This window comes from Primorskyibacter sp. S87, assembly GCF_049801055.1.
Lineage (GTDB): Bacteria > Pseudomonadota > Alphaproteobacteria > Rhodobacterales > Rhodobacteraceae > JBNAGF01.
On sequence record NZ_JBNAGF010000002.1, the window covers coordinates 292807 to 317424 of the forward strand.

25 protein-coding genes and 1 tRNA gene are annotated in these 24618 nt (G+C 59.1%); 17 read left to right on the forward strand and 9 right to left on the reverse strand.

Features of this window, described 5'->3' with window-relative positions; translation table 11 throughout:
- The first annotated feature begins 9 nt into the window (after positions 1–9).
- Positions 10–1110, forward strand: a complete 1101-nt coding sequence (gene ribD, locus ACP15U_RS04905) for a bifunctional diaminohydroxyphosphoribosylaminopyrimidine deaminase/5-amino-6-(5-phosphoribosylamino)uracil reductase RibD (RefSeq protein ID WP_425044020.1) — start codon at positions 10–12, stop codon at positions 1108–1110.
- Positions 1111–1135: 25 nt separating this feature from the next.
- Here ribD and ACP15U_RS04910 read toward each other — a convergent pair whose 3' ends face one another.
- From ACP15U_RS04910 to ACP15U_RS04920, 3 genes are all read right to left on the reverse strand, one after another.
- The gene (locus tag ACP15U_RS04910; protein WP_425044021.1) at positions 1136–3142 is read right to left on the reverse strand and encodes a capsular polysaccharide biosynthesis protein; all 2007 of its coding nucleotides are present in this window, start codon (positions 3140–3142) and stop codon (positions 1136–1138) included.
- A 3-nt stretch (positions 3143–3145) separates the two neighbouring features.
- A complete protein-coding gene (locus ACP15U_RS04915) occupies positions 3146–4279 on the reverse strand; it encodes a polysaccharide biosynthesis/export family protein (protein WP_425044022.1) in 1134 nt (377 codons plus the stop codon).
- A gap of 97 nt (positions 4280–4376) precedes the next feature.
- On the reverse strand, positions 4377–5669 hold the full coding sequence (locus ACP15U_RS04920; RefSeq protein WP_425044023.1) for a capsule biosynthesis protein: 1293 nt from the start codon (positions 5667–5669) through the stop codon (positions 4377–4379).
- A 192-nt stretch (positions 5670–5861) separates the two neighbouring features.
- Between ACP15U_RS04920 and ACP15U_RS04925 the strand changes: the two genes are divergently transcribed.
- From ACP15U_RS04925 to ACP15U_RS04945, 5 genes are all read left to right on the forward strand, one after another.
- Positions 5862–6449, forward strand: coding sequence for a riboflavin synthase (locus ACP15U_RS04925; RefSeq protein ID WP_425044024.1), 588 nt, complete (start codon positions 5862–5864; stop codon positions 6447–6449).
- Between the two features lie 110 nt (positions 6450–6559).
- Positions 6560–7681, forward strand: coding sequence for a 3,4-dihydroxy-2-butanone-4-phosphate synthase (ribB, locus tag ACP15U_RS04930; protein WP_425044025.1), 1122 nt, complete (start codon positions 6560–6562; stop codon positions 7679–7681).
- A 1-nt stretch (position 7682) separates the two neighbouring features.
- Positions 7683–8246, forward strand: coding sequence for a 6,7-dimethyl-8-ribityllumazine synthase (locus ACP15U_RS04935; RefSeq protein WP_425044026.1), 564 nt, complete (start codon positions 7683–7685; stop codon positions 8244–8246).
- Positions 8243–8725, forward strand: coding sequence for a transcription antitermination factor NusB (gene nusB / locus ACP15U_RS04940; RefSeq protein ID WP_425044027.1), 483 nt, complete (start codon positions 8243–8245; stop codon positions 8723–8725). The genes ACP15U_RS04935 and nusB overlap by 4 nt, the downstream gene beginning before the upstream one ends.
- A gap of 346 nt (positions 8726–9071) precedes the next feature.
- On the forward strand, positions 9072–9410 hold the full coding sequence (locus tag ACP15U_RS04945) for a hypothetical protein (protein WP_425044028.1): 339 nt from the start codon (positions 9072–9074) through the stop codon (positions 9408–9410).
- A gap of 46 nt (positions 9411–9456) precedes the next feature.
- Here ACP15U_RS04945 and ACP15U_RS04950 read toward each other — a convergent pair whose 3' ends face one another.
- Positions 9457–10800, reverse strand: coding sequence for an aspartate aminotransferase family protein (locus ACP15U_RS04950; protein ID WP_425044029.1), 1344 nt, complete (start codon positions 10798–10800; stop codon positions 9457–9459).
- Complete coding sequence (locus tag ACP15U_RS04955) at positions 10797–11552, reverse strand: 3-keto-5-aminohexanoate cleavage protein (protein WP_425044030.1); 756 nt, start codon at positions 11550–11552, stop codon at positions 10797–10799. The genes ACP15U_RS04950 and ACP15U_RS04955 overlap by 4 nt, the downstream gene beginning before the upstream one ends.
- A gap of 339 nt (positions 11553–11891) precedes the next feature.
- On the opposite strand from ACP15U_RS04955, the gene ACP15U_RS04960 reads away from it, so the two are divergent.
- From ACP15U_RS04960 to ACP15U_RS04980, 5 genes are all read left to right on the forward strand, one after another.
- Positions 11892–12779 carry a MurR/RpiR family transcriptional regulator gene (locus ACP15U_RS04960; RefSeq protein WP_425044031.1) on the forward strand — a complete coding sequence of 296 codons (888 nt, stop codon included), beginning with the start codon at positions 11892–11894 and terminating at the stop codon, positions 12777–12779.
- Positions 12780–12871: 92 nt separating this feature from the next.
- Positions 12872–13846: a TAXI family TRAP transporter solute-binding subunit gene (locus tag ACP15U_RS04965; protein ID WP_425044032.1), complete on the forward strand. Its 975-nt coding sequence runs from the start codon at positions 12872–12874 to the stop codon at positions 13844–13846.
- Between the two features lie 119 nt (positions 13847–13965).
- Positions 13966–16587, forward strand: a complete 2622-nt coding sequence (locus tag ACP15U_RS04970; protein WP_425044033.1) for a TRAP transporter permease — start codon at positions 13966–13968, stop codon at positions 16585–16587.
- A complete protein-coding gene (locus ACP15U_RS04975; RefSeq protein WP_425044034.1) occupies positions 16584–17018 on the forward strand; it encodes a universal stress protein in 435 nt (144 codons plus the stop codon). Before ACP15U_RS04970 ends, ACP15U_RS04975 begins: the two co-directional genes overlap by 4 nt.
- A 149-nt stretch (positions 17019–17167) precedes the next feature.
- Positions 17168–18244 (forward strand): hypothetical protein, encoded by a 1077-nt coding sequence (locus ACP15U_RS04980; protein ID WP_425044035.1) that lies wholly within the window; start codon positions 17168–17170, stop codon positions 18242–18244.
- 242 nt (positions 18245–18486) lie between these two features.
- On the opposite strand, the gene ACP15U_RS04985 is transcribed toward ACP15U_RS04980, so the two are convergent.
- Complete coding sequence (locus ACP15U_RS04985) at positions 18487–18912, reverse strand: SRPBCC family protein (protein WP_425044036.1); 426 nt, start codon at positions 18910–18912, stop codon at positions 18487–18489.
- Entirely contained in the window at positions 18909–19235 is a 327-nt protein-coding gene (locus tag ACP15U_RS04990) for an ArsR/SmtB family transcription factor (RefSeq protein ID WP_425044037.1), read from the reverse strand. The genes ACP15U_RS04985 and ACP15U_RS04990 overlap by 4 nt, the downstream gene beginning before the upstream one ends.
- A gap of 109 nt (positions 19236–19344) precedes the next feature.
- Between ACP15U_RS04990 and ACP15U_RS04995 the strand changes: the two genes are divergently transcribed.
- Both ACP15U_RS04995 and ACP15U_RS05000 read left to right on the forward strand, forming a co-directional pair.
- The gene (locus ACP15U_RS04995) at positions 19345–19815 is read left to right on the forward strand and encodes an MmcB family DNA repair protein (protein WP_425044038.1); all 471 of its coding nucleotides are present in this window, start codon (positions 19345–19347) and stop codon (positions 19813–19815) included.
- Positions 19815–19994 carry a hypothetical protein gene (locus ACP15U_RS05000; RefSeq protein ID WP_425044039.1) on the forward strand — a complete coding sequence of 60 codons (180 nt, stop codon included), beginning with the start codon at positions 19815–19817 and terminating at the stop codon, positions 19992–19994. The genes ACP15U_RS04995 and ACP15U_RS05000 overlap by 1 nt, the downstream gene beginning before the upstream one ends.
- A 14-nt stretch (positions 19995–20008) precedes the next feature.
- Here the strand turns inward: ACP15U_RS05000 and ACP15U_RS05005 are convergent, their stop codons facing one another.
- Positions 20009–20197: a DUF6324 family protein gene (locus ACP15U_RS05005; RefSeq protein ID WP_425044040.1), complete on the reverse strand. Its 189-nt coding sequence runs from the start codon at positions 20195–20197 to the stop codon at positions 20009–20011.
- A 77-nt stretch (positions 20198–20274) separates the two neighbouring features.
- Between ACP15U_RS05005 and ACP15U_RS05010 the strand changes: the two genes are divergently transcribed.
- The 3 genes from ACP15U_RS05010 to ACP15U_RS05020 all read left to right on the forward strand — a co-directional run bounded on the left by ACP15U_RS05010 (position 20275) and on the right by ACP15U_RS05020 (position 22331).
- Positions 20275–20757 carry a GNAT family N-acetyltransferase gene (locus ACP15U_RS05010; RefSeq protein ID WP_425044041.1) on the forward strand — a complete coding sequence of 161 codons (483 nt, stop codon included), beginning with the start codon at positions 20275–20277 and terminating at the stop codon, positions 20755–20757.
- A 47-nt stretch (positions 20758–20804) separates the two neighbouring features.
- A tRNA-His gene (locus ACP15U_RS05015) sits at positions 20805–20881 on the forward strand.
- A gap of 199 nt (positions 20882–21080) precedes the next feature.
- Positions 21081–22331 carry an alginate O-acetyltransferase AlgX-related protein gene (locus ACP15U_RS05020; RefSeq protein WP_425044042.1) on the forward strand — a complete coding sequence of 417 codons (1251 nt, stop codon included), beginning with the start codon at positions 21081–21083 and terminating at the stop codon, positions 22329–22331.
- Between the two features lie 16 nt (positions 22332–22347).
- Here the strand turns inward: ACP15U_RS05020 and ACP15U_RS05025 are convergent, their stop codons facing one another.
- On the reverse strand, positions 22348–23757 hold the full coding sequence (locus ACP15U_RS05025) for a PLP-dependent aminotransferase family protein (protein WP_425044043.1): 1410 nt from the start codon (positions 23755–23757) through the stop codon (positions 22348–22350).
- Positions 23758–23856: 99 nt separating this feature from the next.
- On the opposite strand from ACP15U_RS05025, the gene ACP15U_RS05030 reads away from it, so the two are divergent.
- Positions 23857–24618, forward strand: a complete 762-nt coding sequence (locus ACP15U_RS05030; protein WP_425044044.1) for a GNAT family N-acetyltransferase — start codon at positions 23857–23859, stop codon at positions 24616–24618.

A 24618-nucleotide genomic window follows, 5' to 3' on the forward strand; every position in this document is an offset into this window, starting at 1 on the left:
ATCTGAGCAATGGACGCCGAGGACATCCGGCATATGACGTTGGCCCTGTCTCTGGGCCGGCGGGGTCAGGGCAATTGCTGGCCTAACCCGGCTGTGGGTTGTGTTCTCGTACGAGATGGTCGGATTGTTGGCCGCGGTTGGACACAGCCGGGCGGTCGGCCCCATGCCGAGACACAGGCACTGCAGCAGGCGGGAGACCTGGCGCGGGGTGCAACTGCGTATGTCACTTTGGAACCCTGCGCCCATCATGGCGAAACGCCGCCTTGTGCCGAGGCGTTGATTGCTGCCGGGATAAAACGGGTCGTGTCACCACTCGAAGACAGCGATCCGCGGGTTGCGGGACAGGGGTTTTCCCTGTTGCGGGAGGCCAATATCGAGGTCGTGACCGGGGTAATGGCGGATCAGGCGGCACGCGATCACGCCGGCTTTTTTCTGAAGACGGAACAGGGAAGGCCATTGGTCACTTTGAAACTGGCGGGCAGTTTCGACGGCCGCATTGCCACCGCGACAGGTGAAAGCAAATGGATAACAGGCCCCGAGGCGCGACGCGCCGTACACGCGATGCGCGCACGCCACGATGCAGTGATGGTCGGGGGAGGCACGGCGAGGGCAGATGATCCGTCTCTGACCGTGCGGGACTTGGGCGTTGGGCGGCAACCGGTCCGCGTGGTGATTTCGCGTCACCTGGACCTGCCGTTGCTCAGCCAGATGGCGCGGACAGCACAGGAGGTTCCGGTGTGGCTCTGCCATGGGCACGGGGCGGATCATGAACGCATCAAGGCCTGGGAGGGTCTGGGTGCACGACTGATCCCTTGTGCCTTGCACGGGACGCAGTTGGATGTGGGCGACGTGTTACAGCAACTCGGCGGAGCAGGCCTGACCCGGGTTTTCTGCGAAGGCGGTTCAGCGTTGGCGGCGTCGCTGCTCGCCGAAGATCTGGTGGACGAACTGATCGGGTTCACTGCGGGGTTGGCCATCGGCGCCGAGGGTCTGCCTTCGGTGGCGGCGATGGGGCTTGACCGGCTCAGGCAGGCGCCTCGGTTCGAACTGATCGAAACCCGTCCACTTGGCGGCGATGCCCTGCACCGCTGGACGCGTGCCCTGAGATAGGCTGGGGCTCCTCGTGCGCTTTGTCTCAGCGCCAGAATGGGTGTGCGGTGGCAAAGAGGCCCTGCAGTTTTGCAAGGCTCCGGTTGATGGGTCCGGGGCTGGGGATTTTCCCGTCCCGCAACCTTTCCACGACGACTTCGACCGGGCAGGGCAGTCCAGTGACTGGATCGAGATAACGGGGATAATCGATTAGGGCAGCGTGCGCCAATCCCATCAGTTCGGGCCTTGCTTTGCGCCGGTCCGGTACGGTTCCGAGGTCGGTGGTCAGGCCCCATCCGGCATAGAATGGTGTACCGAGTGTCGTGACCCGGACACCGCGCAGCAAGGCTTCGAATCCCATCAGCGAGGTCATTGTCCAAACTTCGTCGACCTCGTCGAGAATGGCAGACGGATCAACTTGGGTCAGCACCATGTCTGCCAGCTTTGCATCAATGGATCCCACGCGTAATCCGGCCTCGACGTCTGGGTGGGGCTTGTAGATGATCGTAGCCTCGGGTCTGGCGGCACGCACGGTTTGCAGCAGGGTCAGGTTTGTCGAGACTTTATCCGTACCCTTCAGGATCGAAGCGTCGTCCTCGACCTGTCCAGGCACAAGAATTTTCCGACCCGACGGCAATTCCGGGCAAGTGGCCCCGAGATTGTATTTGCTCAATCCGGCCCGGATCAGATCTTGCACAAGGCGTTCCACCCTCAGCTGCTGATCTGGCCGCAGCTTTTCGCGCCGGGTGATCCAGTCTTCCAGTTCGCTGGGTTGCGAGGGGTCATAGTAGATACCCTTGCGATCTGCGACGAGTGAAAGCGCTGGAACCAGTTCCGCACCAAGCCCGCGCGAGCGCAGGAACCCGTCTTCGACCCGCACGGCCTTGGCATGGGCGTTTGTGGCTTTGCCAGCCCATACCATCCACGGTCGGGGCAGGGTGCTGGCGCGCTCAATATCCTCGGAAAAGATCATTCTTTGCTGCTGCCCAAACATCTTCTGCAGTGGGCGGCGTTTCCACAATCGCATCCCGGTCGCCACCCAGCCATGTCGGTCCTGCCGCCATGCCCGGGCCTGTGCCTCGAGCGTGTCCAGAGCAGTTTCCAGTTCGCACAGCTCGTCCCGGTAGGGATCATACCAAACTGGGTAGAGGATCATCGCAGCAGCAAAAAGCTGAGCACGAGTCAGTCGGCGCTCGCGGCGCGGCACTGGATGTTCATCGCGTGTCAGTCCCCAGCCCGCGTAAAAGGGCTGTCCGAAAACCCGTGGTTTGTGACCGGCAAGAATGGCCTCAAACCCTAGCTGTGAGGACACGGTGTATACGCCTACTGCGCCTTCCAGAAGCGACCACGGACTGCAAGGTTTGTCCCAGAGCATGATATGCCGCGCGGTATGTGTCGCGTCGAAATAGCCAGACCGGAAACCGGCGCGGGTCTCCGGGTGGGTCTTGATCACAATGCGAGCGCCCGGGTTTTCCTCCTGAGCAAAGACCAGCATTTCGCGGAACGTGGCCGCGTCGGCCTTGCTGGCGACGACGGATGCGTCCCCCTGCGTCTGGTCCACAACCAAAACATAGCCGGGGTCCGGCAACGCGTCTTCGGTGTCAACGGCGCTGTATTTGGTCAGATGTGCCTCTTTCAGCCGGGCGATGCAGGCGCGCGCCCGATCCAGCAACGCCGTGTCGTCCAGAGGGTGCCGTGACAAGAGCTGTTCGAGATCGGATTGTGTGTCGGGATTGAAATGCACGCCCGAACGGTCAAGGCACAGCCCCAGCGGTGGCTCACCGGCCCGGCCGGGGTGCAGCGATCGCAGAAACGCATCCTCGACGCGCAGAAGCGCCGCGTCCCGTTTGGCGGCAATCTGTTCCCCACGATGGGCGGTGGGGCTTTGGCCCCAGACGGCAACCATGTCCTTGGGGCCAGGCATACCCAGGGTCAGCCGATACCCGGCCAGAGACAGGATGCGGCGCAGTCGGGACTGGGTCAGGAAGCCCCCGTTAAAAAAGAAAAGCCGGGGGATTTCGCCCCCGGCTGCCGCATCCGGATCGGAGTGCATCGGTTAGCCGCCCGTCAGGGTGGCGACGTTGGCAAAGGGTGTCAGACCGCCCGAGATGAGCGAGATGGCTTTGCTCCACTGCGCATAAGGTGCCTCGGTTATGTACAGCGTGTCATTATCGCGGATCACGAAGTCGCGGGCGGTAAACAGCCCGTTAGGCTCGGTCAGGTTCAGAACATAGACCATACGTTGTGCGCCCTGCAGATCGTCACGGCCCAAGACCACGTTGGCAACCTCGGCCGGTTCGTTGCGGAACACGAACACGCCTGTCGGATCCGAAGACAGCGACAGAAGGCCGCCGACTTGTGCGATTGCCTCCAAAGCGGACAGATCCTGCGATTCAAAGGGCACACGGGATTGGGTCGAGGTCGCGCCAAGCGCGGTGAACGAGCGGGTGTCTTCTTCGACGAGGATCTGGTCGCCACCGCGCAGGGCGATATCAAGCGCAGGGTTCTCATAGAGATCCTGGAACCAGACCTTGCCCTTCTGGTTTCCGCGCGTGACGGTGATCTCGGCAATATCCGGGGGAACGGTCACACCGCCCGCGTTGGCCAGCATCGCCGCCAACGTTCGGGTCGGGCGTTCGATCGGATATACACCCTGCGCTCCCACAGCGCCCAGTAGGCTGACGGTCGCCCCATCGCCGGCAACCCGGCGCACTTCGACCTGCGGGTCGGGCGTCTGTTCTTCGAGCGACTTGGTGATTATCTCTCGCAACTGGTTCGGCGTGTTGCCCGAGGCTCGGACACGGCCAGCGTAGGGCACGAAAATATACCCGGCACTGTCGACCTGAACTTCTTCGAGAATGGTGGAGTTCGTTGCTTCGCCTGCCAACAGGCCATCGTCAACGTTTTCCCAGACTGTCAGGCCCAGCACGTCACCGGGCCGGATCGTATCGGACGTCAGCTGGTTGGCCGTTTTGAAACTTTGGGAAAAGCCAAGGGCCGGAACGACGGCCGTTGCTCGAGTAACCCGGTCATTTACCGAAACGATGAAGGCATCGCCCTCTTTCTGGACCGACCCGGCAAAGATTTCGCGCTTGTTCGGGCCGACTTTGGGCAGCGAGCACGCTGCGGCCAGCCCAAGAATGGCCAGCACGGCAACAGGCTTCGCCCAACGGACGGATAGGGTTTTCACTGCTCGGTCTCCTCGACCTGTTATTGTTCTGCCTCAGGTTTTTTCTGGCAAGCTATCGGAATCCGGGATTTTAATCTAGTCCCGCGCCGAGGAGAGCCTAGTTCACGAGTCGCAACTGTTGCCTTGGGGCCGCTGTTCCGGATTTCAGCGCATCATAGGGATCTTCGGGCGACAGCATCATGTCCACGACCTGACGCATCAGGGTGCGACGACCGCGGCTGGAATAGAAACCGCCGGGGACCTGCGAGGTTTCCAGCAGAAAGCGGCGGTAATCCTTGTAGGCACGGTTGTCAGGTCGTTCGGCCCCAGAGAAGAAACCGTGCAAAGGCTGGGTCGATACGAACTCGGGCTTGTCATAGACGGCACTGCCGAACACCTTGAGCGGGATGCCCCGCCAGAGCACCTGCTGACCGGCCGTGGAATTGACGGTTACTGCGCTTCGAGCATCATTGAGTAGCTGTGCGAGCTTGCCGCCCCGGACATAGTGGACACGACCCACCAGCCCATGTTGCTGAGCAAGTTGCTTGACGGCCCGTCGAACCGGTGCGCGACCATCTTCGAGCGGGTGCGCCTTTACGACCAGATGATGATGCCGCGGAGCGCCTTTAGCGAAACCCTCAAAGATCTCCGCGAGAAAGTCGGTGATCGATGCAAATGGAGAGTGCATCTGGAACGAGCTGTCATGTTCCAGTTGCAGCAGGACGAGGTGATAGGGAAAGCCACCATTGCGAATGCGCCAGGTGGCCACGCGTCGATCGATCGCCTGCACCGGCATCAGCAGCAACCGCTTGAGGTAAAGCTGAAATTCCCGCGCCACCGTCAGGTCGCGGTGGGGGCGGAAATTGCGGTAATCTCCGTTCCGGAACATGACGAACCAGTGATAGAGGGCACCATAAAAGACATGCTGGCGCATATCGCCCCAATGAGCGGGTGGCAGCGGTGCCTCCATGTCGGACAGGGCCAGCGCCTTTTGCATTTCTTCAATCGACATGCTCATCAGGCGGGAGTTGCCGTTCGAACCGCCGCGTTCATAGGTGACCCAATAAGGCCGCATATACCCTTCCTCGAACACGTGCACGGTCAGCCCCCGCGCCCGGGCCGCCTCAACCGCCTTTGCGTGGATGGGCCTTGTGTCGCCGTAAAGTACGATGTCGGTGACGGACTTGCGCGTGATCAGCTCGTGGCAGGTCTCTGCCCATTCCTCGGGGGTCCCGCGAAAAGGAATGTAGCTTGGCGGGTGGAACCAGAACGCCCGGTCTCCGGCATTGAACCCGACGCGCCAGACATCTGCCCCCGCCGCGCGCAGCATTTTGCCGAGCCCGTTGAAGAAGGGCCCATGTGGGCCCTGTAGGAACAGAAAGACCCGTCTTGCCGGGGCCTGTGCGGTCATGTCGTTGCCTTCCTTGCGGATTGGTTCAAAGCGATTGTCCCATTTGAACGCGGCGAAACTATGACTGTGGCTGGGCGGAACCGCAAGATCCGGGTCTTGCCGCCACCGCCTTGGGCCGCTAGGTCTCAACCGGATCCTGAACAGGATGCAGGCTCGGTCGAGCCAAATGGTAGGCAAAAAGGAATTAACGACGTGTTCACGGGCATCATCACCGATATCGGAACGGTAACCGAGCTGGAACAGGCGGGCGATCTGCGCGCCCGGATCAAGACCGGATATGACACTGCGTCGATCGATCTCGGTGCTTCGATCGCCAGCGACGGCGTGTGCCTGACGGTGATCGCGCTTGGGGATGACTGGTATGACGTTCAGATCAGTGCCGAGACCGTGTCCAAGACCAATCTCGGAAACTGGGCCGAGGGCACACGCGTCAATCTCGAACGGGCGCTCAAGGTCGGGGACGAGCTTGGCGGTCACATCGTGTCGGGTCATGTGGATGGGGTCGCCGAGGTCGTGTCTGTTCTGGAGGAAGGGGACAGCACTCGGGTAAAGCTGCGCGCACCACAAGACCTTGCCCGATTTATCGCCCCCAAGGGGTCTGTTGCCCTCAACGGCACATCGCTGACGGTCAACGAGGTTGACGGGCAGGTTTTTGGAATCAATTTCATTCCGCACACCAAGGAAGTGACCAACTGGGGCGATGTGGCGGTTGGTGACAAGGTGAACCTCGAGATCGATACGCTGGCCCGCTACGTGGCGCGGTTGCACGAAACCATGTAACACCTGTTTTGCACTGTGCCCGTGCGGCCGGACCCCGCGTCGGGGCTGGCCTTTGTGTCGCTCGTGGTCTATCTGCGGGCGGTGACATGCTTGCTGCGAAAGGCTGAGCCATGAGCTTTGAAACACCGGGTCCGGTCGAGGCCCAGTTGCGCGGGGCAATCAGCCCGATCGAAGAGATCATCGAGGACGCCCGGGCGGGCCGGATGTACATCCTTGTCGATCACGAGGATCGCGAAAACGAGGGCGATCTATGCATCGCCGCCGAGTTTGCCGATGCCGAGGCGATCAATTTCATGGCCACCCATGGTCGCGGGCTGATCTGCCTGCCGATGACCGCCGAGCGGATCGACCGGCTTGGCCTGCCGATGATGGCCGTGAACAATTCCTCGCGGCACGAAACCGCTTTTACCGTTTCGATCGAAGCCCGCGAAGGCGTCAGCACCGGAATTTCCGCGGGCGACCGGGCATTGACGGTTGCGACCGCGATCAACGAACAGAATACGATGGCACAGCTTGCGACGCCGGGACATGTCTTTCCGCTGCGGGCCAAGCGGGGCGGGGTGCTTGTGCGCGCCGGCCATACCGAGGCCGTTGTCGATATTTCCCGCCTCGCCGGCCTCAAGCCTTCGGGGGTAATCTGCGAAATCATGAAGGATGACGGCACCATGGCGCGGTTGCCGGATCTTGTTGAATTCGCGGCCCGTCACGGGTTGAAAATCGGCACCATCTCTGACCTGATTTCCTATCGCTCGCGCAACGACAATCTTGTGGTGGAAACGGCCCGCGAGATCGTCACGTCAGAATATGGCGGGGCGTGGGAGCAACGGATCTTTACCGATCAGACCCACGGAATCGAGCATGTGGTCATGATCAAGGGAGACATCTCGACACCCGAGCCTGTCCTGACCCGAACGCACGCCTTGCATGAGGCATCCGACGTGCTCGGACTAGGGCCCAAATCCCCACGTGAACTGCCGCGCGCGATGGAGAAAATTGCTGCGGAGGGGCGCGGTGTCGTCTGCCTGTTCCGTCAGCCGCGCAATTCGCTTTATGCCAGTGACGAAGATGGCGTTCGCACGATCAAGCAAACCGGCCTTGGTGCACAGATCCTGTCCAAAATGGGGTTGCATGAGTTGGTGCTGCTGACCGACTCCCCCGAAACCGTGTATCTGGGTCTCGATGCCTATGGGCTGAGCATCGTAGGCACCCAACCAATTCTGAAGGACGACTGACATGGCCGGAACCGAGAGCCATTACATCCTGCCGCGGCCGGAATTTGACGAACCAGTAAAACTGCTGATTGTCGTGGCACCCTACTACAAGGATATCGCCGACAATCTGGTTGCCGGTGCCAAGGCTGAAATCGAGGCCGCCGGCGGCAGCTGGGACTTGATCGAAGTCCCCGGCGCGCTGGAAGTTCCTACGGCTATCAACATCGCGGACCGGCGTAGCAATTTTGACGGGTATGTGGCGCTAGGCTGCGTGATCCGCGGAGAGACCACCCACTACGATACGGTTTGCAACGATTCCAGCCGGGCCATTCAACTGATGGGGCTTCAGGGGCTGTGCATCGGAAATGGCATCCTGACGGTTGAAAACCGGAAGCAGGCAGAGGTGCGGGCAGATCCCGCGGATCAGAACAAGGGCGGCGGCGCCGCCGCAGCGGCCTTGCATCTGATTGCGCTCGCGCGTAAGTGGGGCGCCCAAGCCAAGGGGGTGGGGTTCAAACCACGCTCTGAAAACATAATCCTCGCCGGAGACACGGGCGGGGACACCAACGGATCCACCTCCGCATGAGCCAGTCAGACGCGCCTCTTTCAGGCAATCAGAAACGCAAGATGAAATCGGCGGCCCGGCTCTATGCCGTGCAGGCTCTTTTTCAGATGGAACAATCGGGCCAGACCATCGAACAGGTGGTCAACGAGTTTGTCGAACACCGTTTTGGCGCCGTCTATGACGAGGCCGAGATGGTCGAGGGCGACGGATCGATGTTCCGCCGTCTGGTGGACAATGCGGTCAACTATCAGGCTCCGATTGACCAGTTGACTGACCGGGCGCTCGTCGCCAAATGGCCGATCTCGCGTATCGACCCGACATTGCGCGCCCTGTTCCGGGCTGCCGGGGCAGAGCTTCAGCAGTCCCAAACCCCGCCGAAAGTGGTCATCTCGGAATTTGTCGACATTGCCCGTGCGTTTTTTCCCGAGGGAAAAGAAGCGCAATTTGTGAACGCGGTGCTAGACCATATGGCCCGCGAGGCCAAGCCTGAAGCGTTCTAATAGACGCTTCGCAAACACTGCTTGTCTTAAGCGAACGAAAAAACGGATGCCGATTGCTCGGCACCCGTTGGACTTATTACTCGAAATACAACTTGAAAATGTCCTCTGGCTCCACCACTCACGGAAAAGGAGGACACTGCATTGATAGACGCCAATTCGCGTCAGGTCCAGCGAATGTGACCACATTTTCGAAAAAAAATCTGTAAGATTTCATGGGTAAGTATCTGAAATATTGAATATAATTCAAAAAAATGAATGTATTGTCGCAGGTCACGTTAGGTAAGGCTGTATTGGTTTGTCTTTGGGCAAAGGCATGCTACAATTGGAATGTGGAGGGCTAAACATCATGCCAAAGCTAGTTCGCCTTTATATTCACCAGGTCCTTATCGGTTTCGCGGTTGCCGCAGGCTTTGTCGCGCTGCTCTTGTGGCTCAACGTCGCCAATCTGTGGGACTTAGTCGGTCGCTCCGACTCCGGCCTTCTGGCAGTTTTCATTTTGTGGTTCATGAATGGAATCGTTTTTGCCGGAGTGCAGTTTGCATGGGCCGTGATGAACTTGGCCGAGAAACAAGGCGGACCGCGGCGCGGTAGTCCGGTCGCAACCGAGTTTAAACCTGTCTTGGCCAAGGCCGAAGCGCCGCAGGGCATGGGGTCTCGGGGAACGAGGCCAAAGCACCGCCGGTAACTCACTGAAAGGCAGTATGAGGCGTTTGCCGGCTGATCCTGTGCGTCTAGCTGCTTGATCGCAACGCTTGATCCAGCACTTGTCCGACTGCGGTTTCCAGCCGGTCCAGCGCCAGATCCAGTTCGTCTTCGCTTGCGATGAAGGGTGGGGCCAACAAGACGTGATCGCCATTCTTTCCGTCGCGAGTGCCGGGCATCGGGTAGCAAATCAATCCTTGCGAAAAAGCGGCCTTTTTCAACTTTCCAGCCAGTCCAATCCCGGGATCGAAGGGCGTTTTCTTGTCCCGGTCGACCACAAATTCCAGCCCCCAGAACAAACCTCGGCCCCGAATGTCTCCGACATGCGGGTTCTGTCCAAACCGGAGTTCAAGCTGATGCTGCAGGTGTTGACCACGGGAACGGACCTGAGCTGGCAGGTCATTTTCCAGTATTTCCCTGACGACGGCCAGACCCGCAGCGGCGGCGACCGGATGGCCGATATACGTGTGACCATGCTGGAAGAACCCGGAACCAGTCGCAATTCTGTCGTAGATCGACTTTGAACACAGCATCGCGCCAATCGGTTGATACCCCGCGCCCAACCCCTTGGCGATACAGAGAATATCCGGCGCGATCTCTTCGGCGTCGCAGGCAAACAGATGTCCCGTCCGCCCCATGCCACACATTACCTCGTCGAGGATCAATAGCACACCATACTTGTCGCAGATTTCCCGGATGCGGCCAAAGTATCCCTCGACCGGAGGCACAGCACCCAAGGTGGCACCAACAACCGGCTCGGCAATGAAGGCCATTACCTTGTCCGGACCCAAGCGCAGGATTTCCTCTTCGAGCTCCCGCGCCACGCGTTGACCATAGTCATGCAGGTTCTCGCCTTCACTGCGTTCTGCATATTCATAGCAGGGTGCGATATGGGACATTTCCGTCAAAAGCGGCGAAAACTGCTCACGCCGCCAGGCGTTGCCGCCAGCGGCCAGAGCGCCAAGGGTATTGCCGTGATAGCTCTGACGTCGCGCGATCAGGTGGCGTCGCTGCGGTTCTCCGTTCTCGATATGATACTGACGTGCAAGTTTGATTGCGCTTTCAACGGCTTCGGATCCACCGGACACGAAATAGACCCGGTCGAGTTCTGCTGGTGCGTTGGCAATCAGGAGATCCGCAAGCTGCTCGGCGGGGTCGGTCGTAAAAAAGCCGGTATGGGCAAAGGCCAGCTGGTCCACCTGCGTCTTGATGGCTTCGGCCACTCTTGTGTTCGAGTGTCCAAGGCAGGAAACGGCAGCCCCGCCCGAACCGTCGAAATACCGTTTTCCGTCGCTGTCGATCAGAAAACAGCCGTCGCCGGAAACGGCGATTGGCAAGTTGGCGTGGCAGTGGCGCGGAAAGACGTGGCTCATGACGCAATCCTTTTGAGTTGAGAGACTAGCGCGGCAACGGATGCGGCATTGTCCCGGTGGGGCCGGCCATCAGCGGTCAGCAGGCTGTTTTCGAACCCGACTCGCAGGTCTCCGCCAAATTGCGCGGCATGCAGCAGGCATTCATGTTCACGGCGACCGAAGGCGCAGAGCATCCAGGTGCGTGCATCGGGCAGGGCGGAGAGAAAGGGGGCCAGATTCTCGGGGGTGGTGGTGTCGTCGCCATAACTGCCTGATACAAAGATAATATTGTCCTGTTGCGGGCGAACAATGCCGAGACTTCGCCACTCCAGCAATCGGGCAACGTCGTCGGTATCATATAGGATATGCTGAACCTCAGTTCCCTTGTCGGCACAGAGGCCATAAACCCGGTCGGCAAGATCCGGAGCACGCGCGATTTCCCGTACCGAGATGCTGGCCCAATCCGGTTCCACCTGATCAAGACAATCAAGTTGGTCGGTTACGTCGTAGACACCTGCCGCCTCGGTTGTGATCTGGACCCGCATACCCGGCAGGGCGCGCGCCAACTCGGCCAACGCCTCGCGATAGCGCCCGGCATCCAGCGAGTGACCACCCGCAGCATCCCGAACATGAAGATGCAGTGCACCTGCGCCCGCCCGGTGGCAGGCCGCGGCGGTTGCCACGGTCTCGGCGATGGTCACTGGCAGGCAAGGGTGATCCGATTTCTGGCGACGGGCACCGTTCGGAGCAACCATGACAAAGGGAGCGCACATGGGTCAGATCTCCGTCATTCGGACAACGCCGAGAAGGGGCAGGGCTCGCGCAGGTGTCGCGCGCGGTCGGCGGCCCCTGCATTCCACTGCTGTGTCCCGAAACCCGGCAGAGCAGATTTTGGGCATGGTGTTCCGATTTTTCATGGCCTGACCTTTTCCGAACCGTGCCTGATACCGACGAAAACCTTGATGGCTCACAGGGTCTCAATCGGGTCGCCTGATCGATTTCGCGACGATTTGCCGTGAAAGACAGATTGTCTGAATTACAAAATCAGTCAACAAGGAGCAAAAATAACGTATGTTATTCCAGCTTTCGACGCTTGGAGAGGCCGATTCGAGATGGACCCGACTCTGAAAACCAAAACGATTTCAGCGATCAAACGGGCAATCCCGACCTTGTCGCCGCGCCTGAAAACGGTTGCCAAATACATCGTGGACAACCCCTCGGATTTCGGGCTCGACCCGATCCGTGAGACGGCGCGCAAATGCGGAGTAAGCACCTACACGCTGGTTCGAATGGCCGAGAAGATGGATTTTGACGGCTATGACGAACTGCGCGAACCCTTTCGCCATGCGCTGGTCTCGGGGACCGAAATGGTGCAGCGGTTAGACTGGGTGGAAAACCTGCGCGATGGCGGGCCGCTGGGGCAGGTTCAGGCTGAAGCCTCGGTCAACACGCTGGCGATTGTCCAACGATCGTTGGAGCGACAACCGCAAAACGTGATGGAGGATGCGGCTCGCACGTTGCTTGGTGCGCGCAACGTCTACCTTACCGCCGTCAGAGCCAGCTATGCGCTTGCGTACTATTTCCACTATGTGGGGCGCATGGCTCTGCCATCATTGCAATTAATCCCGCGGCACATGAACAGCGCCATTGACGAACTGAACCACGCCAATGAGCGGGATGTGATGATCGCTATCACCTTTACACCTTATTCCCGCGAGACCATCGAAGCCTGCAAGTTTGCGCGCAACAGGGGGGTCAAATTGGTAATGCTGTCCGACTCGGACGTCATCTCTTCCGATTTTACCGCAGACGTCACACTGGTAGCATCCCAGATCAGTACGCATCATTTTGGTTGCTACACAGGGGCGATGGCCATTCTGGAGAACCTGCTGGCCCTTCTGGTCCGGCTCGGTGGGGCCGAGGCCACCGAGCGAATCAAATCTTACGAGGATCTCCGTCGGGACAACAATGCCTACTGGATCGCGCAAAAAAAACATTAGTTTTCAGGTGACAGCAGAAATAACTTTGGCAAGTCTACGAAGGCGAGAACACGCGCGGAAAGCGCGGCTCAATTAGTTGGGAGACAAAACTAATGACAATCAAGAATTTGATCTGCGGTGTTGCTGCTGCGGTTACCGTAGGATTTGCTGGCGCCGCCTCAGCGCAGGACCAGCAGTTTATCACCATCGGAACCGGCGGTGTGACCGGCGTTTACTATCCGACAGGCGGCGCGATCTGCCGGCTGGTCAACAAGGGCCGCAAGGAACACGGAGTACGCTGCTCGGTCGAAAGCACCGGCGGTTCGGTCTACAACATCAACACCATCCGCGAAGGCGAGCTGGAGTTCGGTGTTGCGCAGTCTGACTGGCAGTTCCACGCCTATAACGGCAGCTCCAAATTTCAGGACGCGGGTAAATTCACCGACCTGCGCGCCGTTTTCTCGGTTCACCCTGAACCGTTCACCGTGGTTGCACGTGCCGATGCCGGCATATCGACGTTCGATGACCTGAAGGGCAAGCGCGTTAACATCGGCAACCCGGGATCCGGTCAGCGCGGCACCATGGAAGTGGTGATGAACGCCAAGGAATGGACGATGGAATCGTTTGCTCTTGCGACCGAGCTCAAGGCCGCCGAGCAGTCCGCCGCGCTTTGTGACAACCAGATCGATGCGATGGTTTATACCGTTGGTCACCCTTCGGGCTCGATCCAGGAAGCGACCACGGCCTGTGACTCGGTTCTGGTCAGCGTGTCGGGTCCGGGTATTGACCGTCTGGTCGATGAAAACACCTTTTATCGCAAGGCCCGCATTGTTGGCGGCACTTATCGTGGCAACCCCGAAGACACCGAAACCTTTGGTGTGGGCGCGACACTGGTGACCTCGGCAAACGTGTCGGACGAAGCTGTCTATGTTCTGGTCAGCGCAGTGTTTGAAAACTTTGACGCGTTCAAGAAACTGCACCCTGCCTTTGCCAACCTGACCCCGGAAGAAATGGTCAAGGACGGTCTGTCGGCACCGCTGCACCCGGGAGCCAAGAAGTACTACATGGAAAAAGGCTGGATCAAGTGATCTGACGCCATTGAACGGGGCGCTGCACAGCGCCCCGTTTCATGCCCGGCCGGTGATCCGGGCAAACCAAGGCCGCCCTTCCCAAAAACAATCAATAGCGGCCAACAGGGAGATACCTCATGGCCTCTGACACGCAGGGCAACCGTCCGCTATCCGAAGAAGAACTACAGGAACTTGTCGCCTCTTCCGATGCGGGCGCACGGGATCCAGCGGGCACGATTGGGGTTTTCCTCGCCATCGTCGCCGTGGTCTGGTCAGTGTTTCAGGTCGTTCTGGCCTCGCCGCTGTCCAATGTTCTGCTGCCCGGAAGCGTGGTCAACAACTCGCGTCAGATCCATCTGGCCTTCGCAATCTTTCTGGCATTCATGGCCTATCCGGCTCTGAAATCCAGCCCGCGCAACTATATCCCGATCCAGGATTGGATCATGGCGATCCTAGGCACCTTCATCGCGCTCTATGGATACATCTTTTATCAGAAGATCGTGGATAGCGGAGGATTGGCGGACAACACCGATAAATGGTTTGCGCTGGTCGGCCTTATCCTTTTGTTCGAGGCAGCCCGCCGCGCGCTTGGCCCGGCGATGGCGATCATCGCCACGATTTTCCTGGCCTACGTCTTTTTCGGCTCATCGGAATGGGTGCCCGACGTAATCCGGTGGAAGGGCGCGACGCTGAAAAAGGCGATGAGCCATATGTGGATCACCTCTGAGGGCGTGTTTGGAATCGCCCTTGGTGTGTCCACCAAATTTGTTTTCCTCTTTGTGCTGTTCGGAGCGCTTCTCGATAAGGCGGGTGCCGGCAACTACTTCATCAAGATGGCTTTTGGCGCACTTGGTCACCTCAAGGGTGGGCCTGCAAAGGCAGCCGTGGTCGGTTCGGCCGCCACCGGTCTGATCTCCGGGTCGTCGATTGCCAACGTGGTCACCACCGGCACGTTCACGATCCCGCTAATGAAGCGGGTCGGGTTTACCAGTGAGCAGGCCGGTTCGGTCGAAGTGGCATCCTCGGTCAACGGCCAGATCATGCCGCCTGTCATGGGCGCGGCCGCGTTCCTGATGGTGGAATATGTGGGCATTTCCTATGTCGAGGTTATCACCCACGCGTTCCTGCCTGCAGCGATTTCCTACGTTGCTCTGGTCTATATCGTGCATCTCGAAGCGGTGAAGCGGAACATGCCGACGCTGGGCAACCGCGTTGTGTCGATGGGGCGAACCATCGGCGGTATGGCGCTGTTCTTTGCCGGGTTTGCAGGTCTTTGCTATGGCGTCCAGTTCCCGGTCAAATGGGTGACTGCGCTGATGCCGGATGGCTCGGGGTTGGTGCTGTCCGTGCTGGTCTGCATGGCCTATATCGGGCTGTTGTGGCTGGCGGCCGGGGTTGAAGATCTCGTGCCGGACGATCCCAACGCCAAGGAAGTCGAACTGCCGGTCGTGGCCGAGATCTACAAGGCCGGTCTGCATTATCTTCTCCCGATCATCGTGCTGGTCTATTTCCTGATGATCGAACAGAAGTCTCCGGGCCTGTCGGCTTTCTGGGCTACGGCGCTGCTGTTTGTCATCCTGCTAACCCAAAAACCGCTCAAGGCGCTGTTCCGGGGACAGAGCAACATGGTTACGACCTTCATGGAGGGTGTGCATGACCTCTGGCAGGGGCTGATTGACGGCGCGCGCAACATGATCGGCATCGCTCTGGCCACCGCTACGGCCGGTGTCATCGTGGGCACGGTGACGCTGACGGGCGTAGGGCAGGTCATGGCCGATCTGGTCGAGTTCCTGTCGGGCGGCAACCTGATCCTGATGCTTGTCATGGTGGGCCTGCTGTCTCTGGTGCTTGGTATGGGTCTTCCGACAACGGCCAACTACATCGTTGTCTCTTCGCTGATGGCAGGGGTGGTCGTGGAGCTTGGTGCGCAGAGCGGGCTGATCGTGCCACTGATTGCCGTGCATCTCTTCGTGTTCTACTTCGGGATCATGGCCGATGTGACACCTCCGGTGGGGCTGGCCAGCTTTGCCGCCGCCGCCGTGTCAGGCGGGGATGCAATCCGAACAGGCTTTACTGCCTTCTTCTACTCCCTGCGCACCGTGGCGCTGCCGTTTGTCTTCATCTTCAACACAGATCTGCTGTTGATCGATGTGGGCTGGGTCGGCGGCATCATTGTGGCGATATCTGCTGGCATTGCGATCCTTGTCTTTACAGCTGGCACAATGGGTTATTTCGTGACCCGCAGCCGCATCTATGAAAGCGTGGCCCTGATCCTGATCGCTTTTGCTCTGTTCCGGCCGGATTTCTTCATGAACCGGATAGCTCCGCCATATGTGCAGATCGAGCCGGCTGAACTGACGCAGGCGCTGGATACCGCGGCAGAAGGCGGCGAGCTGAGGATGTTGATCACCGGACCGGATTTCGACACCGGAGCGACGAAGGATACCACCGTGGTGATGACGGTTGGACCCGAGCAGGGCGGGCAGGCAAGGCTTGACGCCTTCGGTTTGCTGCTTATCGAGGAGGACGGTGTCGTTAAGCTGGATGAACCGATGTTCGGCACCCCTGTTTCCTCGAGCCTCGAAAGCTTCGACTTTTATGCCGACGATCCGGTGCGCATCGCGTCGGTGCAGGCACCGTCGAGCCAGCCGCCTAAAGAGCTGATCTTCATACCGGCCCTGTTGCTTCTGGCGCTGGTGGCCTTCGTGCAACGGGCCCGTGCCGGGCGCGAGAGTGAACCTGAAGGAGAACCCGCATGAGCAATTCTGTTCTCTGTGCCATCGATTTGAGCAATGGCGGTCACGATGTCGGGGTGCTGCGTCAGGCGGCGCGTTTGGCCGAGTTGGACAATGCGCAGCTGGACGTGGTGACCGTGTTGCCCGACTATGGTGACGCGTGGGTTTCGACCTTCTTCGAACAGCACCACCATCAGGAGGCCGTGGCCAATGCCGAGGCGAAGCTGCGTGAAGTCTGCGTCGAAGTTCTGGGCGAAGACCGCAATGCAGCGGTCCGGCACGTCGTGGCCACCGGCACGGCATATCAGGAGATCCTGAAAACGGCGGAGGTGGCCGGGAGCGACCTGATCGTGATCGGTGCACATAAGCCCGACATGATCGACCGCATTCAGGGGCCGAATTCCTCCCGCGTTGCTCGACATGCAAAATGTTCGGTCTTTATCGTTCGCGATTGAGTTTGACGACAGCCGGCGCCTGAGCCGGTTTGGCGCTTCAGGCCCTCAAACCGCGACCAAGGTTGAATTTTCTGTCGATCCGGGCCGGGTTATCTGTTTTCCTGACATTCAGGGCTCGGGAAACGGGACGGGGTAGAGGGAGACCCAACATGACCACATGGCGGAACTTTGCGGGGCTTGCCGTATCTGCAGCGATATCTCTGTCAGCGACTGCGGCGCTTGCGCAAGCCGAAGAGGAAGAGAAATCTCCGCTGACGCTCGATCTTGGCAATGGCACCACCGTTACGCTCTATGGATATCTCAAGGCTGATTTCATCTGGGACGATGGTTATGATCTCGGCCGGACCACCAGCGGCATCAAGAATATCGGTCTTCCGGCTGGAGGGCCGGTTGGCAGCTTTGATCGACAGCAACTGAATGAAACCCGGATCGGCTTTGATGTCCGGGGGCCTGACAATCTGTTTGCGCGGTTCGAAGGTGACTTTTACGGCGCCAACAACAACTTGCGCCTTAGACATGCGTATGTCGATTGGTATGGCGTCATGATCGGCCAGAACTGGACCAACTTCATGTCGGTGGAAACGCTCGCGGATACCGTCGACTTTCAGGGCTCGCTGGCGCTTCCATTCGCCAGGGTTCCGCAGTTGCGATACACCTACAAGGGATGGGACAACATCTCGCTGTCGGGATCGGTCGAACGCGATATCGGAAATGATGACGACCTCGCATATACCGTTGCACTTCGCTATGGGCTGGAGAACGGCATGGTCCGGGTTTCGGGCCTGTGGCGTGACGCCGTTATCAGCGGCAACAGGGTAGACGGTTGGGGGGTAAACTTCTCGACCGTTCTGAATCTCTGGCAGGGCGGCAGGATCAAGGCGAATTTCACCACCGGTGCGGGTATCGCGGACATTCTGGCAGCAGGGCTGTCCGGAAACGCCCTGTCCATCGGGGGCAGCGCCGTGGGCGTCAATTCCGCCGGTCTGACGGTCTCGCAGCAGGTTACAGACAAGCTTAAACTTGCGATTACCGGCGCTTGGCTGGATCTGGATCAGTCCACCGGCACCGACACCGACAAGCTGAATTCCGTGCATGTTTCCGCGTTCTATGAGGTGTTCCGCAACACCACCCTGATGGCCGAATATTACACCGGCAACCGCACTCAGGGAAATGGGGGCAAGTTCAGTTCGGACCGCATCCAGCTGGCAATCAAATACGCGTTCTGAGCTTGGCGTCAGGGGAAATGTGGCGGGACCGCCTGATCAACCGTGGGGTTTTGATTCCCGAGGACCTGTATGCACAGGTGGGCGCCAGGTAATCGGACCAGGATCCGAACAGAGCCAGCTCCCTCGGAATTGTTTAAGGCCACCGGAATGCTACCTGTCACGAGAAGGGCAGAACCCGCCACGCGCCTAGATAAGGCGCGCAGCGCGGTGGCGCAAGAGGTTGCGTCCGAGTTTCCAGCGGATCAGGCGATCTCAAGCGCCGAGACTGCCTTGCGCATGGATGCAAAGTGCTCGTCCCAGCCATTGTCCAAGGCAAGCACCAGTCCAAAGGCCTCGGCCCCTTGTGGCAGCCCCTCATGCAGAAGCGACAACCGCGTGCCGCCGGGAACAGCTGTCAGGGTCCAGCTCACGGTGCTGACAGTATCACCCATGGGTTTTACGCAAAACGTGTAGCGCAAAAAGTCGGGGCGGCGCGCTTCCAGGACTTCGCCCCAGATCTGGGGTGTCTTGCCGTCCGCGCCGCACATTTCAATCTTTGCCCCTTGGGTCAGCGGTTTCGAGGGGCGATGAAACCAGGTTTCAAGCTGGTCCGGGTCAGTCAGAAAGGACCAGACCGTATCCGGGTCTGCGCCCAGATAGATAGTTTTTTGCAGGTTGGTATCGGTCATTTTGAAGTCCTTTCAACAGCGGTTTTGAGGGCAGAGAGCCGGTCGTCCCAGAACTGGTCAAACCAGGAGAGCCAGTCGAGGACGGGCGCCATGCCTTGGGGGTTGATTCGGTTTATGCGTTCACGGCCGCGGGCTTCAACGGTGATCAATCCGCCATCCGACAGAACGGTCAGGTGTTTCTTGACTGCAGCGCGGGTCATGTCGAACTGCTCGGTCAACTGCGCGATCGTCAAATCGTCTTGGGCGAGTTTTTGAACGATGCCACGTCGGGTCGGGTCAGCGAGGGCGCGAAAGGCCAGTTGTGTATGGTCTGTGTCAGTCATGGCAGTCTCATGTGATACCGTTTGGTGTCATTTATATGATACCAAAAGGTTTCATGTCAAGTTGCGATGCGCTTGCATTTTGTTCACGAATTGTTCACAGTGCGAAATCATGTTGGATCTGCAACCCGGACAGAAACTTGCGCGCGGTGTCGCGCGCCACCTGCGCGGACATGGCTTCGTTTCGATAGAAGAATTCGTGCCTGCGCGCGGATTGCGCGTCGATGTCATGGGTCTTGGCCCAAAGGGAGAGATCTGGGTCATCGAGTGCAAATCTAGCCGGGCGGATTTCCAGTCGGACCGGAAATGGCAGGGATATCTCGAATGGTGTGATCGATACTTCTGGGCCGTTGATACGGAGTTTCCGACCGACTTGTTGCCGCCGGAAACCGGGCTGATCATCGCTGACGCCTATGACGCCGAGATTATTCGCATGGCCCCCGAGGACAAACTGGCTGCGGCCCGGCGCAAGGTCATGGTTCAGAAATTCGCGGTGCATGCGGCACGGCGGTTGCAGGCGCTGCGAGACCCGGGCGTGGCTGCAATTCTAGACGCCGCAATGGCAGAGGAGGGCAAGACGTGATGATCAAGTATTACTATCCCGATGGTGACTGGTGCTATCGCGCGCTGCACACAGCGCATGCGGTGTTTCACCGGGACGGAAAGCTGGTTGCCCGCGCCGAAAAACCAGACCAGTCGGGGATGTACGAATTCGAGATTACCGGGTTCGAACTGATCGGGCCGGGGCAGGTGCACACCTGAACGGACAACACCGGTTACTTGCCGATCGCCAGCGCCGCCTGAGCTGCCGCCCTGATTTCTTCTGCGATTTCCTCGGCTTCTTCTGGATCAAAATCCATCGGAATCTCGACGCCTTGGGCTTCAATGAAGATTCGGACCATGCCCGCATCGGTCGGTCCGATTTGCAGGTTGGCTTCGATGTCGCGTTCGGTGTTGATGCCCATATCCGTCTCCTTGATGCCGCAAGGTGCTAGCGCGGGAGGGGTTGAAAGGCAAGTATGGGCCGGAGTTGAATTGTGCCATGAGGAATGTTGTCCTGCGCCGATTCGAACCGGAAGACGCCCCTTGGGTGGTCAGGATGCATGGCGAACTCTATGCCCGCGCCGAAGGGTTCGATGGCAGTTTCGGAACATTGGTCGCGCAGATTCTCGAGGATTTCGGTGCCTCACATGATCCGCTCAGGGAACACGGATGGATTGCCGAAGCTGACGGAAACCGATTGGGTAGCATTTTCTGCGTGTCGGCAGGTGCGCATACGGCCAAATTGCGGCTGTTCCTTTTGTTGCCCGAGGCCCGCGGGCAGGGTCTGGGGCGGCGCATGTTGCAGCTGTGTATGACCTTTGCGCGGGATGCCGGATATCGCGAAATGGTTTTGTGGACCCATGAAAGCCACCGCGCGGCTTGTGCTCTCTATGCCGCTTCCGGATGGCAACTGACCGAGAGCAAGCCAGTGCATTCTTTCGGTGTCGATCTGGTTGAACAAAGCTGGCGCACAGACCTCTAATTGCTCTTGCAATCCCTCAACCGGTTCGCTAAATCGCCCAACACGGTGCCGCCTTAGCTCAGTTGGTTAGAGCGCTGGATTGTGGATCCAGAGGTCCCCTGTTCAAGCCAGGGAGGCGGTACCATTAGCTTCCGGACACAAGTTGATATCTGAGCGGGGCAAACTGCGGTCTCGCCTGCGCGCAATTTCCGTTTCAGCCATCTGCTGCGACGTGCTGGACCTTGTCATCCGGCAAGGCGGCTGGCTAGGATTGATTTTGCTGCAATAATTCTGGGACATCGCGCGACCAACTGGGATCGCAATTTAGGCGGATCGACTTTTTCATGACCAAACACTCACCCTATCGCCGCCCGATTGTCCTGGCGTTGATGTCGGTGATCTGCCTGGGCCTGCTCGGTCTTCTGTTGTTGTGGACTGCCGCGCCAATCAAATCCGAAGAAATGCTGTTCGGGCTCTGGCGTCTCAGGCACGTTCTGATGGCCGGCATCCTGTTTGTGACGGCTATTGGATTTCTGTGCGCAGCCCGGGGGCGCGATGCCTTTTTGGGATTTCTGGCCGCGATGGTACCCATTGTGGGCCTGGGCGTATTGCTTGAAGTATCCGGCCGCGTCGGCTTGGTTGACTGGGCCGGTCTTTTGGGAAAAGACCAGCGTCCGGCGGAAACCATCGGATGGACCTTGCAGCCCGGGATCGAGGTCAGGGGAGAGACTGGTCAGGATACTGCCACTCTTCTGCGGATACCCCATGATCCTATCCCGTTTACCTATGCCACTGATGTCTATGGATTCCGCAACGGTTCAGAACCGGAAGGCAAGATCGTCATTCTTGGCGACTCCATTGTGCTTGGTGCGGCGGTTCCGACCGAGCAGACCGTTTCGGAACTGACCGAAGAGGCCCTCTCTCGCCCGGTTATGCAGGCCGCGCTGCTGGGGCTATCCATTCAGGCCGAACACGAGATGCTGCTGGGCTCTGGCCTTGCTCTGGATGGCAAAACGGTGGTGCAATTCCTGTTCGAGGGCAATGACCTGCTGGACTCCCGCGCGTTTCGAGAAGCCAGCGGGCCCGTCGATAACAGTGGTGGGCGAATGTCCCTTGCCCGGATCGGGTGGGAAGGCGCGGTTCGCGCTTCGAACCCGCCTGCACCCTATAGAACCTGCGACATTGACGGTCAGGTTTTTGCTTTCCTCTGGACCCGGCAGTCGTTTGACGGGGTCGAGGGTGAGCTTTCGCATATTGAACAGTCGATTTTGGAGTTCAGGACTCGTCTGGAAGCCGTCGGAGCTCGGTATGCTTTGGTTCTGGTTCCTTCGAAGTATCGGGTGTTGCACAGGCTTTGCACCTTTCCACCGGAAAGCCTGATCGCAGACCCCGCGCTGAACCTTTCGGATTTGCCTGAACAACTGGCCGCTTGGAGCCGTGAAAACGAAATTGACCTGCTCGATTTGACCGGTCCTTTGATCGACAAAGCGCGCTCCGGCGTTTCACCCTGGTTCTGGGGGGATACGCATTGGAATGCCACAGGTCATGCGGTTGCCGCTTCCGCATTGGCCGAATGGCTGTCAGAAAACCTCTGATCTCTGGGACGACCGGTCAGCGAGATATGCCATTGAACACGGTTGCGAGCCGATCCAATCCCTCAGATATCTCTGATTGGTCCGTGGCGCAGAACCCCATGACAAGCCCGTTCAACGCCGGAGTGGCGGTGCAGTATTTCGACAGTGGATCGACTTCTACGCCAAGTTCCGCAGCCTGCTTGGCAATTTCACGATCCCGGAAAGCATCGGTCAGGTGAAACACCAGTTGCATCCCGGCCTGATGGTCCGACACCTTGCCAAAGCAGGCAAAATCTCGTGACAGCCGGTCAATCAGAAACTTTCGCCGCTCCCCGTAGATCCGCCGGACCCGGCGCAAATGGCGATAGAACTCTCCGTCACAGATGAAATTCGCCAGCGCCTGTTGTGGCATCGATGAGGCATGCACTCCGCCCAACCGCAGCTCCTGTTTCACCCGGTCCAGCAACGTTTCCGGCAGGATCGCATACCCGATCCGCAGCGCATTCGAGAAGATCTTGGAAAAGCTTCCGACATAGATCACCCGATTCAGGCGATCCAAACCTGCCATTGCAGGGATCGGGCGACCGGCATACCGGAATTCGCTGTCATAATCATCTTCGATGATCCAGCCTTTGGTTGCCTTGGCCCAACGGATGAATTCAAGTCGTCGGGTCGGAGACATAGCGCCGCCAAGCGGGTACTGCTGCGACGGCGTCAGGATCACCAGTTTTGGGTCTTGGCCAGGGACTGGCAGGGCGGCTCCGTTTTCGTCTAGGGGCAGGCAGTGTGGAATCAATCCCAGAGTGTTCCCGTAATGACGAAGTGGCGGATACCCGGGGTCTTCGAGGCCAATGCCGTCACCGGATTTGGCAAGCGCACGCAGGCAGATGCCCAACGCATCTGACGATCCGGCGGTGATGACGATCTGGTGCGGCGCAGCTGCGATTCCGCGCCAGTCGCCGACGTGTCGGGCTATGGCCTGCCGCAGCTTGGCATGACCCAATGGCCCGCCGCTGGCCAGCAGGGCAGTGGGTTCGTTTCGGCAAATCCGCGCAACCGTCCGAGCCCATTGCCTGTGCGGGAACAGGCGCATGTCCGGTCGACCGGCTTGAAAGGCGCGCGGTGCGGGTGTTTCCAGTTCCGAGATGTCCGGTCGGGTTCCAGTTGCCGGCGGTGCCAGTTCCACATCTCCGACCGCGCAGACCGTGTATCCTGATCCCTGCAAGCCCGTGAGATAACCTTCTGCAACCAACTGATCATAGGCGGTCACGATCGTGGAACGTGACAAGCCAAGCTCTGTCGCAAAGGCCCGCGTCGGAGGCATCCGATCCCCGTCCCGCAAGTCGCCCGAGATGATCCGGGTCCGGATTTCCGAACAGATCTGTTCAAAAACCGGAAGCTTCGCGCCACGGTCGATGGTAAAGGCGATCAGGGCGGCTTGCTTCATATTGGTATGCTCAAAATTGCCAATTTTGGACATTAAGGGACTGCCATTATTCTGGCAATGCCTAAGCAGTGACGAATATGCGAGATACGAGGAACTTGTATGGACAAACCATCCGGCACAGCCCGCAGTGAGGTAAGCTTTGAACGCGAAAACCATCTTGGGCAACCGATCGGAGCAGAGCTGCCGGGATGGAAGCCCCGGCAAAGACCCGACAAAAGCCCGATGCAGGGCCGGTTCTGCCGGGTTGAGGCACTGGATCCTGGCCGTCACGCAACGGGGCTGTTCGAATCCTTCGCGGCCGATCCGGACGGTGCGATCTGGACCTACATCCCTTTCGGCCCGTTTCGCAGTCAGCAAGACCTCGAGGTCTGGGCATCCGATGCCAGCCGCGACGATGATGTGCCGTATTTTGCCATTCTGGATCAGCCGAGCGGCCGGCCGGTCGGGATCGCAAGTTTCATGCGGATCAAACCGGAACATGGCGTACTTGAGGTTGGCGGGATTGTGTATTCGCCTCTGTTGCAACGCAAACCCGCGGCGACCGAGGCCATGTTTCTGATGATGCGGCGTGCGTTTCGTGACCTTGGATATCGGCGTTACGAATGGAAATGCGATGCCCTGAATGCCGCCTCAAGGCGGGCTGCCGCAAGGCTCGGATTCTCTTATGACGGGTTGTTCGAACAGGTGGTGATCTACAAGGGGCGGAACCGGGATACCACGTGGTTCTCGATCCTCGATCGGGATTGGCCGATGCTGGAACGCGCCTATGACGCGTGGCTGTCGCCGGAAAATTTCGATGCGAGCGGTGAACAGATCCGCAAGCTAGGTGACCTCATTGCCAGCGCCCGCGCCGCGACCTGA